Raw genomic sequence first — 14,732 nt, forward strand, 5'->3', positions numbered from 1 at the left:
AGTAGCGGTTTATTTTTGACCGGGCTTAACTATGTGCTCCAAGACAAAACTCCACAAATCATTGTCCGACAATTTTATAATACCGTTGAACCGAAAAAAGCCGTCCCTACTCAGGTGGGGAGCTTGTTGATTGATTACCAACCCGCCGCCCCACAACCCACCAGCGAATACGTCGTACAGGTAACCAACGAAGGCCGTGGGCCGGAAGAAGATGTGCGTTTAGATATCCGATTTATAAGTGACCTATCGATAAAACAACCTAATGATAGTGAGCTGAGAATTTATCAGCCTGAAAGTGCGAGCTGGAACAATGGAAGTTACTTTGTAAATTTAAAACAGTTTCCAAAGGATGCCTTTGCACCTCTGAGCTTTGAAGTAACAGGTAATCCGACCAAACTGTGCGAAACCAAAATCCGTATTGCTGGCAAGCAGAAAGAAGGAAAAGTGGAAGCCTTGAAAGGACTGGCATGCGCGCTTTGAAGAAAAAAAGAAGATGGACTACGGCATTTGCCGCTGTGACTATGGCTTTGGCTTTATCATTGCCTGTAAGTGCTGCCGAATGTGGCTTTGCGGATGGTGGTTATTGTGTTGATAAAATTTTTAGTGAAACCATGCGAGTTGTGAATGAATCAAAGTTTAAAGACAAAGACTCTCTGACAAGTGGGACAATTCTGACCGATCTGACCGGTGGGACATTGGTATACACCAATTATGACGCGCTTTGGAGCGGGATGGTTAAGACTGGCGCGGTGACGGAAGAAGAAAAGAAAACCGCTTTTGAAGAGGCTGGCAAAGCCGGAGGCACTAAGATTGCCGGGGTTAATCTGGTTGTGCTAGGTGCGCGGACATTACAAAAATTAGTGGATTTACAGATTTTAACTTTAGAAGACGCGCAGAAAATTTTGAATAATGCAAAAGAAGGGAAAATATGAACTGGAAAGAAAAATTCAAAGACGTGCTTTCTCCTCTTTTGACTCTTTACACCATCACCTACATCGGCCTGATGCTGGTTGATTTCATCTTAAAAGAAAAATTCGATATGCCCGGCGGGATGATGCCGGTTTACATTGCTTTAGTTGGTGCGTATTCCGCCGAAAAAGAAATCAAACGCTGGGTAGGCAAGGAAGACCCACCTAAGAGAGGATCAATTTATGTTTATTTCTGGCTGGTCTTCTTTTTGATCGCCTTCGTGATGAGTAGTATCGACAAAGCTTTTGTATTACCCAAAGACCTAACCGCCGTGGCTCTTCAAGTACTGGGTATCTTCTTCGGTTCTAAGGCTTCTAAAAAGATTTACGAAGAAACCACCGGCAAAAACCCCTCAAACGAAGAAAAGTACACCACCCGCGAAGACCAGGTTTTGGCCCTCATCGATGATAATGGCAAAGTAACCCGCAAAGAAGTGGTGACGGTACTGAAAGTTTCCAACAGTACCGCAGGCCGGATACTGGCCGAAATGGAGAAAGCCGGAAGAATCAGCCAGGTGGGAGACTTTAAGGACGCCTATTACATCAAAAACACCGGCTCCAAGCCTGAAGAGTAATAAATATAAGTCAATTCAGCTATTTATAGTCAAACAGCTCAATTGACCCATTACTACCCATATCTACCCAGATACAGCTCATTTACGACCCAAGGCCTAAAAAGTGAGTAGTAAGCACGGTTCACAATGACCCAAAGCGACTCAGATACGGCTCAAATACAGCCCAAAACAGCCTAAATACGACCTGACTTGAACCATAGATGACCTAATCCATGAGATCAGCAAGCTTAGCTTCCAGAAGCTGGGCATTAAGAAAGAAACCCTCTGAATAGACCGCTTCTTTGTCGGTTAAGGTGGGATGGTAGAAGATATCCGAGACATACCGCTGATACATGTCGGTTTTGTAGGTTTTGATGATGATAAAAGGCAGGTCTTTGAGCTTTTCTTCCACAAAGGCTTTGGCTTGATCGGCCCGGTTGGGAGTAACAGCTTGTTTGACTAACTCGGCCGTATTAATCCCCCGAAAACGGGTACGGATATTAAGCCAGACTTCAAAACCCAGATCGATGCGGACTAAAAGCGTGTCGCCATCCACCACATGCTCCACAATAGCTTTGTAAGTATGAAGAGGATTAACAGGACGACTTAAACCACCGGCTTGTGACGGAGCCGGAAGTTGCCGCAGATGAAAATAATCTTTTTGAATGGCTTTGCGCAACTGATCGCGGCTCCAGCTTTGCTTGGATGCCGTTGCGACGTAAAAATCACGTTCTTTGGAGTCTTTAAGCGACAGCAATTCTACAAAATGAGACCAGCTAAGAACCGAACCCTTAGTATCAGGAACCCCTTTGGGCCACAGAGTGTAAAACTGCTGGATACGGTAAAGAAGACTGACTTCCATGTTCAGGTCGGCGGCCAGTTGCGCCAGCAACGCGGCCGAATTGGCGGAAGCCAATTCTTTGGACTTGGACAAACGCCGACCCATCTGCCAGTAGGTTTTAAGGCGAATTGCATTAGCCGCCTCTAAGCCTTCCCGCATAATACCCATGAGATCAGTAACTAAAGTTTTGTATTCAGACTTAGGAGTTAAGGACGGCACAAGAACAATTTACGTAAAATAGACAAAAAATCAACCCGTAAATTGTGCTAAGTGTGCCGAGGCACAAGCCGAAGGCTTGGCCGTTCCCCGCCTTAAATAGGGGTGGGCGGCCGCAAGGCGGGTTCCCACGGGCGGGTGGGGGCAAGTAGGCCACGCCGCAGGCGACTGGCCACGACCCGGGCCGGACCAGGCCCGAGCTGGCTGGAACCGTAACCCAAGCACGGACGGAATAAGGATCACCCAACTTTGCGTACCCCTCTTTCAAAGCACTTTTAAAAACAATCCAGGACCTGGAGTGGACAGCACCTTAACAATAAAAGTGCGACGATGCTCATGTGCAAAGCGGAGGGGTTTGGGGAGGAGCTTTGCACAATCTTCCGGTTCTTCCGGAAACCCTGGCGAGGAACGGGCGGGCCTGTTGCCCCGCGTTGCGGGGCAGGGAGCAAAAGCCGTGACGCTGAGCCAAGGCGAAGTGGCGCGGGTTTTGCCTCAGAACGGTTTGTGCACACGTTTATTTTCAAGCGCGCGGTTTGTTCTCAAAAAACGTGATCCAATTTTCTCTCGCGTTAAGCAATTTTGTCTTTGAGTTCTCGCGCGGCTTCGTCTATAGCTGTGTCCGCGCAGTTATTTTGGAAAAAGGTGGCCACCTGGTTCCAAGAAACCCGCATTTTTCTTAGTTTATGGCTCCGTCTGTAAGGCGGAGATAGAAACTTAGAAAAATGCTGTCTCAATGCAAAGCATTGAGGCGCAGAAACTTAGAAAACAAGTGCCCTTGGCCTAAAGCCAAGGACCGCAATTCCTCCTCAACACATTACCCCCGGCGGCATGGGATTTTGCATCATTAAAATAAAAAACCGACGGAAACTTAAGTTCCCCTTTTCATCTTCCGAAACAAAAATATCCACGTGGTACCAATAGTTCTCTCTAAATTTTACATAAGCATGCATCATAAACTCATCCGGCATTTGAACGGGAGCTGGCCTTACGCTTTTAGCCGATTCAGACTGATCCATCTTTAAACTACCCCCTGCAGGCACACTTAAACTTGCGGATGTATTGCTTTTACCCTGTTTATCGTGCTGATATTTATCCCACGACCAGGGAATAATATGAGTATTTTTAATTTCTAGAGGAGTTCCATATTCAGTTTTAACCGTCTGTATATAACCTAAAAGATTCTTCTGACTTTTAAGGCAATCTATACTGGCCAAACAATTTTCATCCACCTTAAACAAATATTCCGGCCTGTATAAAAAATCACCGGGTAGTAAATCTCCAGGGGGTAAATTTTGTTGCAACAAAGCTGCAATCACTTTTTCGGCAAAGGCCACACGATGTTTATCGGCTTCGGTAACAGGCGGATGGGGGTTTTCTTCTGGGGGCTGGGGTAGCTGATCGCTGTATCCGCTAAAACCAGTGAGCGGAAATAACAAACAAACTATTAAAAAAAGTATTTTCATTTTTCCTCCTAATAGCCCCAGCACAACGCATACAAATGCTATATCAATCTAAATTAAATTAAGAGACCTTTTTTTTATAATCCACTTATTTTTCAGTAGTTTCTGTAAAAAGCCCTACGAGGGCATCATCTTTTTGCTATTCATAGCCCTCAATAAATTGTAGAGACATACTCCGTAGTATCACTATTTTACTTAAAGGAGATTAAACATGACTGAAGCAAAAGGATTAAAAGTACCTGTAAAATTAAAACCTCAATTGTCCGCTTTATTGGGCGAAAGCGAATTACCCCGCACTGAGATCACCAAAAAATTGTGGGATTATATTAAAGCTAACAAACTTCAAACCAAAACCAAAAATGGCAAACCCGAAAACGCCGGCAAGTTTATTGTGGCCGACGACAAATTATTGCCTATTTTTACCAATACCAAATCTACCAGCAAATCGGGTACCGTTACCGATTTAACTAAAATGAAAGCTGGAGACACAATTGACATGATGCAAATGGCCGCTGTAGTGGCCTGCAATATTGAGGCTTAAACCTTTCCAATAAAAAAGGCCCCAAACGGGGCCTTTTTTATTTCTTATTTCTTAGTAAAACCTATTTCTTTTTCTTTTCGCAACCTTCTTTTTTGCTGCACTCTTCCTTCTCTTTCATTTTCTTTTTACATTTATCGCAGGTTTTGCCTTCTTTTTTGCATTTATCACATTTTTCATGAGCGTCTTTTTTAGCTTTTGCACGGGCTTTTTCACATTTTTTACATTCTCCGCACTTTACGCTACCCTTTGCACATTTTTTGCATTTTTCAGCCAAAGGACAGGTTTCCTTTTTGCCCTTTTTACTCTTGGACATTTTACAACTGTCTTCTTTTTTACGGCTGCAACTTTCCTCACTTTTAGCCGAACCTTCGTGATGACTGGCCACAGCCTGATCTAACGTCATACCAACAAACAAAAAAGACAGTAATAAACATAAAATATTTTTCATGACAAAGGCTCCTTAAAAAATTTGGTTTAGATTTAAATTTTAATAGGGGCATCCCCTATCAAGACTTCTTTTTTACACAATTTTATGACTGTGACAACAAATAAAAATCTACTCATAACTTTCCATCTTCATGAAAAGACAGTAAAATTGACGCGTGCAAAAAAAAACTACAGCTCGTTTATTTCTTATTGCTAAAAGCATGGCGCTTGTAGTGACGTTCATTTGCAGCATTGTAATGATGGGCTGGTTTTTACACAGCTTACCTTTAGTTCAACTCATTCCAAATTTTCCACCCATGCAATTTAACACGGCCTTAGTTCTTTTATTAAGCGCTGGTTCTCTCTTGTTGCTAAGCTTTAATAAATCAAAGCAAGCCTTTATATTAGGTCTGTTGGTTTTACTTTTTGGCGCCATCATTATAGCCGAATATTTTTATCACTTTAATCTGGTTGATACACTTTTTATTACACCATTTGTATTAACCTCTAATATTCCCATAGGCAGGCCGGCACCCAACACTGCCGTTTGTTTTATGATCACCGGCTTTTTAATTATGGGGCTATCTCGAGGCTCGGCAGCTGTAAAAAGTAACCTTAATTTTTATCTAAGCCACACGCTGGCCACATTCGCGTTTTCGGCACTTTTAGGATATGTGCTGGGCTTTGATAAAGCCTTTGGCTGGGGTCATTTAACACGCATGGCCGTTCCAACAGCCGTTTGCTTTATTGCTCTTTCAATTGGATTTATCAGTCTTACCTGGAACAAAAAAAACCCGCTCGACAGACTGGGCGCTGTCTTTACAATGGCTTTACTTTTGCCCTTTTTATTTCTCCAACTCCTCCTTAACCAAAATGGCGAAACAATGAGAGATGATTTTAAGAGAGAGTCTCACGAAAAAGTAATGGCCATAACTAGAGAGTTTGAACTTATTCAGCGAGCACTCGAACCGTTTATTGGTTTCTTTGAAGGCTCAGAAAACGTTACCGACAAAGAATTTTATATTTTTTCCAAAAAAACAATTATCGATAAAATGGGACTTCAAGCCATCGACTGGCTTCCGATCATTACTGATAAAGCTTCATTTGAAAATAATACTGGAATTTCCATCAAGGAACGAACAGGTCATAACATCTTTAAACCAACTCCTGTGTACGATTTTTACGTACCAGTACTCTTTTCGGCTCCAAAGCAGGATAATTCTCAGGTTCTGGGTTTTAACCACGCGTCCGAAAAAATAAGGTTAGAGGCTATGATAAAAGCTGCTGAAAACAATACAACCATTGCTTCAGCACCTATTGACTTAATACGGGAACCAATACAAGATCAGAAGGGTATTATTGTATACGCCCCCTTTTATAAAACAAAAAACACTAATAACTCATTTGAAAATACCAAGGGTTTTTTGGCTGCCATTATTCGCATACCGTTATTTATAAAACAGGCTTTTTCGTACACATCCGAAAAGGATATCGCCGTTTCTTTTGCAGATATTACCAACAAAACACCAATTACAATTTATAGTGATATAGTTTCTACCGGCATTGCTAACGAAAATCTTGATTTCAACGAGTCTTTCGATTTTTTTGGACGGCACTATCAAGTAACAACTTTTCCTACTGCCGATTTTTTTAATAATTACAAAAACCCATTTACTTGGCTAAGTTTTGCACTGGTTTTTGCCCTTTCCTTTATTTTAGCAGCGTACATAAGACGCGAAATGTATATCCGTGAAAATTTAAAAGAAAAAAATAGAGATTTGGAGCAATTTACACACATCGTCAGCCACGAATTACGTAACCCGCTTACACTCCTTAAAGAATCTGTATCTCAAATTTATCAAGGATATGCGGGAGAGCTTAATGTTCAGCAAAAAAAGTTTTTGGAAATTACACTACGTTCTATTCAACGACTGGTTAAATCTACCAGCGAGCTTTTAGATGTTGCAAAAATAGAAGAAGGAAAAGAAGACTTGCACTTAAGTGAATTTGACCTTGTAGAAGTAGCCCACGATATTATAGGAACCTTTCAAGTCGCCGCTGAGAGCAGAAAAATTGCCATTAAGGAATCGTATTCCCAACCTAAAATTATGGTGAAAGCGGATGAAAACAAAATATCGCGTGTTATCACTAATTTTTTAACCAATGCTTTTAAATACACTAAACAAGGATATGTGGAAATAGCAATTGCCACCACCCCCAAAGAAGTTACATTAAGTATTACTGATACAGGATCTGGGATTCCGGCCGAATTTATTCCGCGTGTATTTTCAAAATTTGAACAATTTTCTGGTAACCCGCATGCTCGCGATTTAGGAACAGGCTTGGGACTTGCTCTCTGCAAGGAAATTATTCAGCTCCATGGAGGCCATGTGGGTGTAGAAAGTACTGTTGGCAAAGGAAGTCGCTTTTATTTTACTTTCCCTCTAAAAATGATATAGCCCCCACAATGAGGTGTGAACACCCCTGCTGCAAACTTTCCTACACATTTGTGTTATAATGGACCATTTTGACACAGCTCTATCTCTTCTAAATCAGGCCTTTTTTTAGAAAGAAATTCAAAATCAAGCTTTTAGATACTTTTTAAAATTTGGCATTCCATTTGCTTTATCTTAGCCTCATCATGAGACCTCGCCATACAACCTGGTTTTTGCTGTTAATGAGCCTCTCCTTTTTATGCAATTGCGGTACTAGCGCCAGCGATGTTGCAAGTGATGATACAGAATTTTTAGATATCCCTGACGAATCTGAAACGGCCCCAGCCGAACTTATTGCGCTCATTCCGTCCAATGCCACCTATGCCGTCATCGGTAAGGTAAGCGATGGTTTTACAAACCGCGGGATAGCAAGCGCTACTATCAGCACTCAAAACTGCGCCAGCTGCTCTAAAAGCACCACTCTTACCAATGCAAACGGCTATTATGTTTTTTCAACAACCACTCCAGAGCCTTCTATTGACGCCGTAGCCCCAGCCATGGCGCCCGTTTTTAGCGCGTCCAAAACAGGCTATAAAACCAGAAATATTTTTTCAAAACCCCGCTATATTACAGCCCCCAATGGTAAAAAATATCACATGGTAAATTTTATACTTTATACCAGCACAACGGCCGACGCCGACCGTGATGGCATTCCCAATACCTACGAAACATCTTTACACTTAAACCCTAACGATGCCGATACCGATTGGGATGGCGTTCCCGATAACTGGGAAAATTTTGGATATAATTGGGTAGATTACAAATATTTGGGCGGATCTCCTGTGCAAAAAGATTTATACATGGAAGTGGATTATCATTTTTATTACGATGGCAGCGATATTGTAACAGGCGCTTTAAGCGAAGCCGTGCAAAATAAATTGAAAGAAACCTATGCCGCCATGCCCATTGATATGACCATGCCCGATGGCAGCCATAGCCTGGGCATTAACCTCCATTTTGTTCACGACCAAGCTCTGCCGCGCGATTTTGACTGTTTTAGCAATCCCACTACCTACAACGGCGACAAAAGCATCAATAATCCTCTTTTGACCGACGCATTTTACAAACTTACCATTTGCGTGGGCAGCCAAGACGATGGCGATGGCCGAGGAGCCGCACAGTTAACAAGTCAAAATTTAAAAATATTGGCTCCTCGCATCAATAGTACCGAAAGCGATGATTTGGAAGAATATGCGCAATTTGTGCGTTACCGTTTAATTATGCACGAAATGGGCCATGCTTTAGGATTAAAGCATGGCGGTGACGATAATATAAATTATAAACCAAATTATCCAAGCGTGATGAATTATTCGTACAAATGGAGCATCAACAATGCGCCCTATACATTGGCTGAAACCGATATTGGGTATTCCGAGGGTTTACTGCCCAGCTTGGATGAAAATAATATAGACGAAAGCAATTCATTCCCCGAACTCGATTTAGATCAGGTCTTGTTTATGCGCACCTATGCCGACAAAAATTATTTAATTGGCTATTGCCCCGGCACCAAAACAATTTGTAGCGATTGGAACGGCAATGGCAGACTAGATACCGAACCTTATCAACAACGCCTGCGCATTAACTCCAAAGTACAAACCACCGATATTGATTTTGCCGTATTAAAAGATAACAATGATTTTACTACCATTGACGAGAAACTAGGGATTCCCCTACCCGGCAATCCCAATTAAGCGTCACTTAATTGTTACAAAACAAGACTTGCGCACAGGCCTAAATTGATTATGAATATGGAATGGTTGGCAAACCGCGAAAAAAACCTAAAAAATTAAAACTCACACATTCGTACGATTTTACCAAAAAAGACGAAATTTTAAATCGTGACACCCAATGGCTGGAATTTAACCGTCGTGTGCTTCACGAAGCCATGGATAACCGCACGCCTCTACTGGAGCGTATTCGCTTTTTAGGAATATTTACCTCAAATTTGGATGAGTTTTTCATGAAGCGTTTAAGCTGGCTTACCCAAATTGCCGAAATGGATATTGTGCGCGATGGCACTAATCCTAAACAACACTTAAAAGAACTCAAAACTATTATTCAGGATCTTTATAAAAAACAGGCCGAATGCTTAACTAATTTAGTTCCACTTTTACAAAAAGAAGGCATTGTTATTTTTAAATGGGAAGAATTATCAGACGCGCAAAAATCTTTCTGCTCCGATTATTTTCGTAAAAATATTTTCCCCGTTTTAACTCCCTTGGCTGTTGATCCCGGACACCCGTTTCCTTTTATTTCCAATCTTTCTACTTCTTTGGGTGTTACGTTGCGCCATCCAGGACAAGACGATAATTTATTCTCGCGCATTAAAGTACCCAAAAATTTTCCACAACTCATCAGGCTTAATACCGAAGACAGCATCCATACTTTTCATTTTATCCGTTTCACAGATGTTTTGATGAATAATTTGGGCATTCTCTTCCCCAACATGGAGGTGCTTGATGTGATGCCTTTCCGCGTCACACGCAATGTGGATATTCAATGGGACGAAGAAGACGATACAGCCAATATTTTAGAACTTGTTAGTGAAGAAGTGCGCCAGCGTAAATTTGGTGAAGTGGTACGCATTGAATTTGGAGCCCATAAAAACGATTGGATTATTCAGTTTTTAAAAAACGAGCTCGATCTTACCGACGATATTTATTATGAAATCCCCGGAGAGCTTGATTATCAGGACCTTTCCGCCATTTCTGATTTGGCTATCCCCCATTTAAAATATAAACCCTGGACACCGCTCATCCCACAAGCCTTTGCCGATACACAAACCGGGGTTTTTGCCGCCATCCGGAGCGGATCGATTCTTGTCCATCACCCTTACGAAAGCTTTGGAGCAAGTGTTGAAAAATTTATCGAAACTGCTGCAAACGATCCTAAAGTACTGGCTATTAAAATGACCCTTTACCGCACCGGCCGTGAAAGCCCCTTTATTCCGCTTTTGATCCGCGCTGCCGAAATGGGCAAACAAGTTGTATGCGTGGTAGAACTGAAAGCCCGCTTTGATGAAGAACGCAATATTTACTGGGCCCAACAACTGGAAAACTCGGGCGTGCACGTAGTGTACGGTATTGTGGGGCTTAAAACACATTTAAAAACTACACTTGTTGTTCGCCAAGAAAGTGAAGGACTTCGCTCGTATGTACATATTGGTACCGGCAACTACCACAAGGTAACCGCCAATTTGTACGATGATTTTGGTTTTTTTACGTGCGAACCCACACGCACCGAAGAAGTTGTGGAACTTTTTCATTACCTAACAGGTCGTTCTCTTAAAAAAGATTACCAGCATCTTTTAGTAGCCCCCATCAACATGCGTGAAAAGTTTTTGGATTTAATTAAAAACGAAACCGAAAATGCCAAAACAAATAAACCAGCGCGAATTGTGGCTAAATGTAATAGCCTTGAAGACCCCGCCATTATTACTGCCTTATATGAAGCTTCCAAAGCAGGGGTTAAAATTGATCTTATTGTACGGGGTTTTTGTTGCCTGCGTCCTGGAGTGAAAGGCTTAAGTGACAATATTCGGGTGATCTCGGTTATTGGCCGCTTCTTGGAGCATTCACGCCTCTATTATTTTGCGAACGGAAGTTTAAATCCCTTGGAAGGCCATTTTTATATGGGTTCGGCCGATTGGATGTACCGTAATTTAAATTCTCGCGTTGAAATGTGCACCCCACTCTACTCTGCTCCTTCACGTGAAAAATTATGGGAAGTTTTAAGCACTCTTTTAGCCGATGAACGCCAAGCCTGGGACATGCAAAGTGATGGCAGCTATATCCAACGTAAACCTACAGACGATACTAAAGTTGGAACACATCAGCTTTTGATGGATTTGGCAAAAAAGCGGGCCGGTTTGGGAAGTGAAAAAGTATGATTCTGGTTCTGGTACGTCATGCGATTGCCGAAGATAGAGATATTTTTGCAGACACAGGACTACCAGACAATAAACGCCCCCTCACCCCTCAAGGGATTAAAAAGTTTGAAAAAACAGCCCGTAAAATAAAAAAGCTTGTTCCTAAAATTGGCGTTCTTTATTCATCTCCCTTAAAACGCGCCAAACAAACCGGAAAAATTTTAAGAAAACATTACCCGCATAAAACACAAATCACTCCGGCTTTAAAACCCGAAAACACACCGGAAGCCACCACCGACTGGCTCTCCAGACATACCACCCGAAAAATAAGCCTATGGGTAGGACACGAACCCCATCTCTCGCGCTGGGCCTCTTACTTATTAAGCGGCAGCAAACGAAGCCTGATTAAACTTAAAAAAGGCGGCGCACTGGCCATTGAATTTGAAGGAGATGTAGAAGCCGGCAAAGGAAAACTGCTGTGGCTTTTTAAGCCATAAGTTCCATTTCTTTAAGCGCTCTCTCGGCATAGAGCTTGCCACGTTCTTTTTTAAAGGTTTTACCCTCAAGGGGCGGTAAAATACCAAAATTAGCTTTCATGGGCTGAAAATGTTTGGCTTCGGCATGCGTAATATAATGAAGCAGCGCTCCCAGCATGGTGGTTTGCGGCAAATTGAGCATAGGCTCATTCTTTAAAAAGCGCGCCATATTAAGGCCAGCCACAAGCCCCGTGGCAACATTTCCCATATACCCTTCCACACCGGTAATTTGGCCTGCAAAAAATAAATTATCGCGTGTTTTCCATTGGAGCGTTGGCTGTAACAATTGTGGCGAATTGATAAAGGTGTTGCGATGCATTTGCCCAAAACGTACAAACTCGGCATTTTGCAAGCCAGGAATAAGACGCAACACCCGCTCCTGCTCTTCAAATTTTAAATTGGTTTGAAACCCCACCAGATTATAGAGCGAGCCGGCCACATTATCCTGCCTCAGCTGAACCACAGCATAAGGCCATTTGCCGGTTTTTGGATTGGTGATGCCAACAGGACGCATGGGGCCAAAAGCTAAAGTGCGCGGCCCGCGCATGGCAATCACTTCCACCGGTAAACACCCTTCAAAAAAATGATGCAGGCCGGCTTTAACACCACCTTCAATCGCTTCTTCAAATTCTTTAAGCGGAATACGCTCTCCCTTCAGTAATTCTGCCACAAAATTTTCGTACTCTTCTTTATTTAAGGGACAATTAATGTAATCACCGGGAGCCTCTTCATCATAACGTGATGCCTTAAAGGCAATAGTCATGTCGATAGAGTCACGCGTAACAATGGGGGCTAACGCGTCAAAAAAATAAAGATGTGTTTCACCGGCCAGCTCGGCAATGCGTGATGATAGCGCAGGCGACGTGAGCGGGCCAGAGGCAATAATCACCGGTCCATCCGGAATGCGGGTTATTTCTTCGGTAATGTAGGTAATAAGCGGTTCTTGTTTAATTTTTTGTGTCACTAAAGCTGAAAACGCTTCACGATCGACTGCCAACGCGTGCCCTGCCGGCACAGCCGTTTCTTCGGCAAGAGGCAATAATTGAGAACCTAACATTTTGGTTTCGGCTTTGAGTAAACCTGAGGCCTTGTGCGTGATATGGGAGCCTAATGAATTGGAACAAACGAGCTCAGCACAATTACTTGTTGCATGAGCCCCTGTTTGCTTAACTGGGCGCATCTCATAAAGATGAACGGGAATTCCTTGATGAGCAAGAGTAAGCGCCGCTTCGCTCCCTGAGAGACCAGCTCCGATAATGGTAACTGGGGTTTTCATTTGAGATCAAAGAGAAGAAATTCCGCATCTTCTTCGGCCGCTATTTTAATATATTCTTCGTTTATAATAGAGAGCGCATCGCCCTTTGAAAGAAGGATATTATCAACACTGATAACTCCACTAATAGCCTGCACCCAAACACCGCGCCCTTTTTCGATGCGATGTTCAACCGCATGGCTACCACCCAAGAGCGAAGCGTAAATATAGGCATCTTGATGAATTTTTACGGTTCCTTCGTGCCCCTGAGGAGAGGCTACTAAACACAAACGATTGTGTTTTTGCTCTGGATTGAATCTTATTTCTTCATAGCCGGGCTTTAAACTTTGTTGGTTGGGTAAAATCCAGATTTGCAAAAGATGCACGGGTGATTCTTGCGAGTTATTAAACTCGCTATGCGTAACACCGGTACCCGCCGTCATGCGTTGTACATCGCCGGGTTTAATGACCGAACCGTTACCCATGCTATCTTTATGGGCCAGTTCGCCGGAGAGCACATAGGTCACAATTTCCATGTTTTGGTGAGGATGGGTGGGAAAACCCGCCCCGGGAGCCACTACGTCTTCGTTAATGACGCGCAAGGTTTTAAAGCCCATGTGTTTGGGATCAAAATACTCACCAAACGAAAAAGTATGGTACGAATCGAGCCATTCGTTTTTAAAATGACCTCTTTCACTTGCTTTACGTATTTGCATAAAGACCTCTAGATTTGAAACAGCCAGGTAAATATGCTCTTTCTACGAAATGGTTCGAACTTATTTTCAAACCACTTGCGCGGACACCACTATAGGCGTGGCGGCGCGAGAACTCCACGAGAAAATTGCTTCACGTTAAAGAAAATTGGCTCAGATTTTTTGAGAACAAACCGCGCGCTTGAAAATAAACCCAGCGCATAACCCGTTCTGACGCAAAACCCGCGCCACTTCGCCTTGGCTCAGTGTCACGTCTTTTGCTCCCTGCCCCGCAACGCGGGGCAACAGGCCCGCCCGTTCCTCGCCTCGGGTCCCCGAAGAAGCATCCGCAGAATTGTCCAAAGCTCCTCCCCAAACCCCTCCGCTTTGCACGCCAACCCCAGCGTACTTTTATTTTTTCGGTACCGTCCACTCCAGGTCCGGGGTTTGTTTTTTAAAAGTGCTCTTGAAAGAGGGGCGCGCAAAGTTGGGTGATCGTTATTCCTTCCGTGCCTGGGTTACGGTTCTAGCCAGCTCGGGCCTGGTCCGGCCCGGGTCGTGGCCAGTCGCCTGACGGCGTGGCCTACTTGCCCCCACCCACCCGTGGGGAACCCGCCTTTCGGCCGCCCACCCCTATTAAAGGCGGGGAGGCCAAGCCTTCGGCTTGCGCCACGGCACACTTAGCACAATTTACGAGTTGATTTTTTGTCTGTTTTGCGTAAATTATGCGTGTGCCGTCTCTAACTCCAAACTCCCAATACAAAACTTTAGTTACCGATCTTACGGAAATCATGCGGCAAGGCTTAGAAGCGGCGAATGCGATTCGCCTTAAAACCTACTGGCAGATGGGTCGGCGTTTGGCCAAGTCCAAAGAATTGGCTAA

At 43.3% G+C, this 14,732-nt stretch carries 13 protein-coding genes; 8 read left to right on the forward strand and 5 right to left on the reverse strand.

What is annotated here, in order from left to right:
* From K1X76_12230 to K1X76_12240, 3 genes are all read left to right on the forward strand, one after another.
* The coding region (locus K1X76_12230; protein MBX7149829.1) for a hypothetical protein at nucleotides 1–480 on the forward strand (480 nt) is incomplete at its 5' end.
* Entirely contained in the window at nucleotides 468–932 is a 465-nt protein-coding gene (locus K1X76_12235) for a hypothetical protein (GenBank protein ID MBX7149830.1), read from the forward strand. The genes K1X76_12230 and K1X76_12235, both read left to right, overlap by 13 nt.
* Nucleotides 929–1,543 (forward strand): hypothetical protein, encoded by a 615-nt coding sequence (locus K1X76_12240; GenBank protein MBX7149831.1) that lies wholly within the window; start codon nucleotides 929–931, stop codon nucleotides 1,541–1,543. The genes K1X76_12235 and K1X76_12240 overlap by 4 nt, the downstream gene beginning before the upstream one ends.
* A gap of 205 nt (nucleotides 1,544–1,748) precedes the next feature.
* Here K1X76_12240 and K1X76_12245 read toward each other — a convergent pair whose 3' ends face one another.
* Nucleotides 1,749–2,522, reverse strand: a complete 774-nt coding sequence (locus tag K1X76_12245) for a hypothetical protein (GenBank protein ID MBX7149832.1) — start codon at nucleotides 2,520–2,522, stop codon at nucleotides 1,749–1,751.
* An 863-nt stretch (nucleotides 2,523–3,385) separates the two neighbouring features.
* A complete protein-coding gene (locus tag K1X76_12250) occupies nucleotides 3,386–4,042 on the reverse strand; it encodes a hypothetical protein (protein MBX7149833.1) in 657 nt (218 codons plus the stop codon).
* A gap of 208 nt (nucleotides 4,043–4,250) precedes the next feature.
* Between K1X76_12250 and K1X76_12255 the strand changes: the two genes are divergently transcribed.
* Nucleotides 4,251–4,580 (forward strand): SWIB/MDM2 domain-containing protein, encoded by a 330-nt coding sequence (locus K1X76_12255; GenBank protein MBX7149834.1) that lies wholly within the window; start codon nucleotides 4,251–4,253, stop codon nucleotides 4,578–4,580.
* A gap of 61 nt (nucleotides 4,581–4,641) precedes the next feature.
* Here the strand turns inward: K1X76_12255 and K1X76_12260 are convergent, their stop codons facing one another.
* Nucleotides 4,642–5,028 carry a hypothetical protein gene (locus K1X76_12260; GenBank protein ID MBX7149835.1) on the reverse strand — a complete coding sequence of 129 codons (387 nt, stop codon included), beginning with the start codon at nucleotides 5,026–5,028 and terminating at the stop codon, nucleotides 4,642–4,644.
* 154 nt (nucleotides 5,029–5,182) lie between these two features.
* Here K1X76_12260 and K1X76_12265 point away from each other — a divergent pair, with 154 nt between their 5' ends.
* The 4 genes from K1X76_12265 (at nucleotide 5,183) to K1X76_12280 (ending at nucleotide 11,866) form a co-directional block, all read left to right on the forward strand.
* Nucleotides 5,183–7,465 carry a CHASE domain-containing protein gene (locus K1X76_12265; GenBank protein ID MBX7149836.1) on the forward strand — a complete coding sequence of 761 codons (2,283 nt, stop codon included), beginning with the start codon at nucleotides 5,183–5,185 and terminating at the stop codon, nucleotides 7,463–7,465.
* A 182-nt stretch (nucleotides 7,466–7,647) separates the two neighbouring features.
* The gene (locus tag K1X76_12270; GenBank protein ID MBX7149837.1) at nucleotides 7,648–9,192 is read left to right on the forward strand and encodes a hypothetical protein; all 1,545 of its coding nucleotides are present in this window, start codon (nucleotides 7,648–7,650) and stop codon (nucleotides 9,190–9,192) included.
* Between the two features lie 62 nt (nucleotides 9,193–9,254).
* Nucleotides 9,255–11,390 carry a polyphosphate kinase 1 gene (gene ppk1, locus K1X76_12275; protein ID MBX7149838.1) on the forward strand — a complete coding sequence of 712 codons (2,136 nt, stop codon included), beginning with the start codon at nucleotides 9,255–9,257 and terminating at the stop codon, nucleotides 11,388–11,390.
* Nucleotides 11,387–11,866: a histidine phosphatase family protein gene (locus K1X76_12280; protein MBX7149839.1), complete on the forward strand. Its 480-nt coding sequence runs from the start codon at nucleotides 11,387–11,389 to the stop codon at nucleotides 11,864–11,866. Before ppk1 ends, K1X76_12280 begins: the two co-directional genes overlap by 4 nt.
* On the opposite strand, the gene trmFO is transcribed toward K1X76_12280, so the two are convergent.
* Together trmFO and K1X76_12290 are read right to left on the reverse strand one after the other, a co-directional pair.
* The gene (gene trmFO, locus K1X76_12285) at nucleotides 11,856–13,181 is read right to left on the reverse strand and encodes a methylenetetrahydrofolate--tRNA-(uracil(54)-C(5))-methyltransferase (FADH(2)-oxidizing) TrmFO (protein MBX7149840.1); all 1,326 of its coding nucleotides are present in this window, start codon (nucleotides 13,179–13,181) and stop codon (nucleotides 11,856–11,858) included. The two genes, K1X76_12280 and trmFO, sit on opposite strands and share 11 nt — an antisense overlap.
* Nucleotides 13,178–13,873, reverse strand: coding sequence for a pirin family protein (locus K1X76_12290; protein ID MBX7149841.1), 696 nt, complete (start codon nucleotides 13,871–13,873; stop codon nucleotides 13,178–13,180). The genes trmFO and K1X76_12290 overlap by 4 nt, the downstream gene beginning before the upstream one ends.
* Between the last annotated feature and the right edge of the window lie 859 nt (nucleotides 13,874–14,732).

The organism is bacterium (assembly GCA_019695305.1).
GTDB lineage: Bacteria > UBA10199 > UBA10199 > UBA10199 > JAIBAG01 > JAIBAG01.

Bases quoted from the DNA above. Each gene is read 5' to 3' on its own strand.
- K1X76_12235 (MBX7149830.1), top strand. From the start codon at position 468: ATGCGCGCTTTGAAGAAAAAAAGAAGATGGACTACGGCATTTGCCGCT.
- K1X76_12240 (MBX7149831.1), top strand. From the start codon at position 929: ATGAACTGGAAAGAAAAATTCAAAGACGTGCTTTCTCCTCTTTTGACT.
- K1X76_12245 (MBX7149832.1), bottom strand. From the start codon at position 2,522: ATGCGGGAAGGCTTAGAGGCGGCTAATGCAATTCGCCTTAAAACCTAC.
- K1X76_12250 (MBX7149833.1), bottom strand. From the start codon at position 4,042: ATGAAAATACTTTTTTTAATAGTTTGTTTGTTATTTCCGCTCACTGGT.
- K1X76_12255 (MBX7149834.1), top strand. From the start codon at position 4,251: ATGACTGAAGCAAAAGGATTAAAAGTACCTGTAAAATTAAAACCTCAA.
- K1X76_12260 (MBX7149835.1), bottom strand. From the start codon at position 5,028: ATGAAAAATATTTTATGTTTATTACTGTCTTTTTTGTTTGTTGGTATG.
- K1X76_12270 (MBX7149837.1), top strand. From the start codon at position 7,648: ATGAGACCTCGCCATACAACCTGGTTTTTGCTGTTAATGAGCCTCTCC.
- ppk1 (MBX7149838.1), top strand. From the start codon at position 9,255: ATGGTTGGCAAACCGCGAAAAAAACCTAAAAAATTAAAACTCACACAT.
- K1X76_12280 (MBX7149839.1), top strand. From the start codon at position 11,387: ATGATTCTGGTTCTGGTACGTCATGCGATTGCCGAAGATAGAGATATT.
- trmFO (MBX7149840.1), bottom strand. From the start codon at position 13,181: ATGAAAACCCCAGTTACCATTATCGGAGCTGGTCTCTCAGGGAGCGAA.
- K1X76_12290 (MBX7149841.1), bottom strand. From the start codon at position 13,873: ATGCAAATACGTAAAGCAAGTGAAAGAGGTCATTTTAAAAACGAATGG.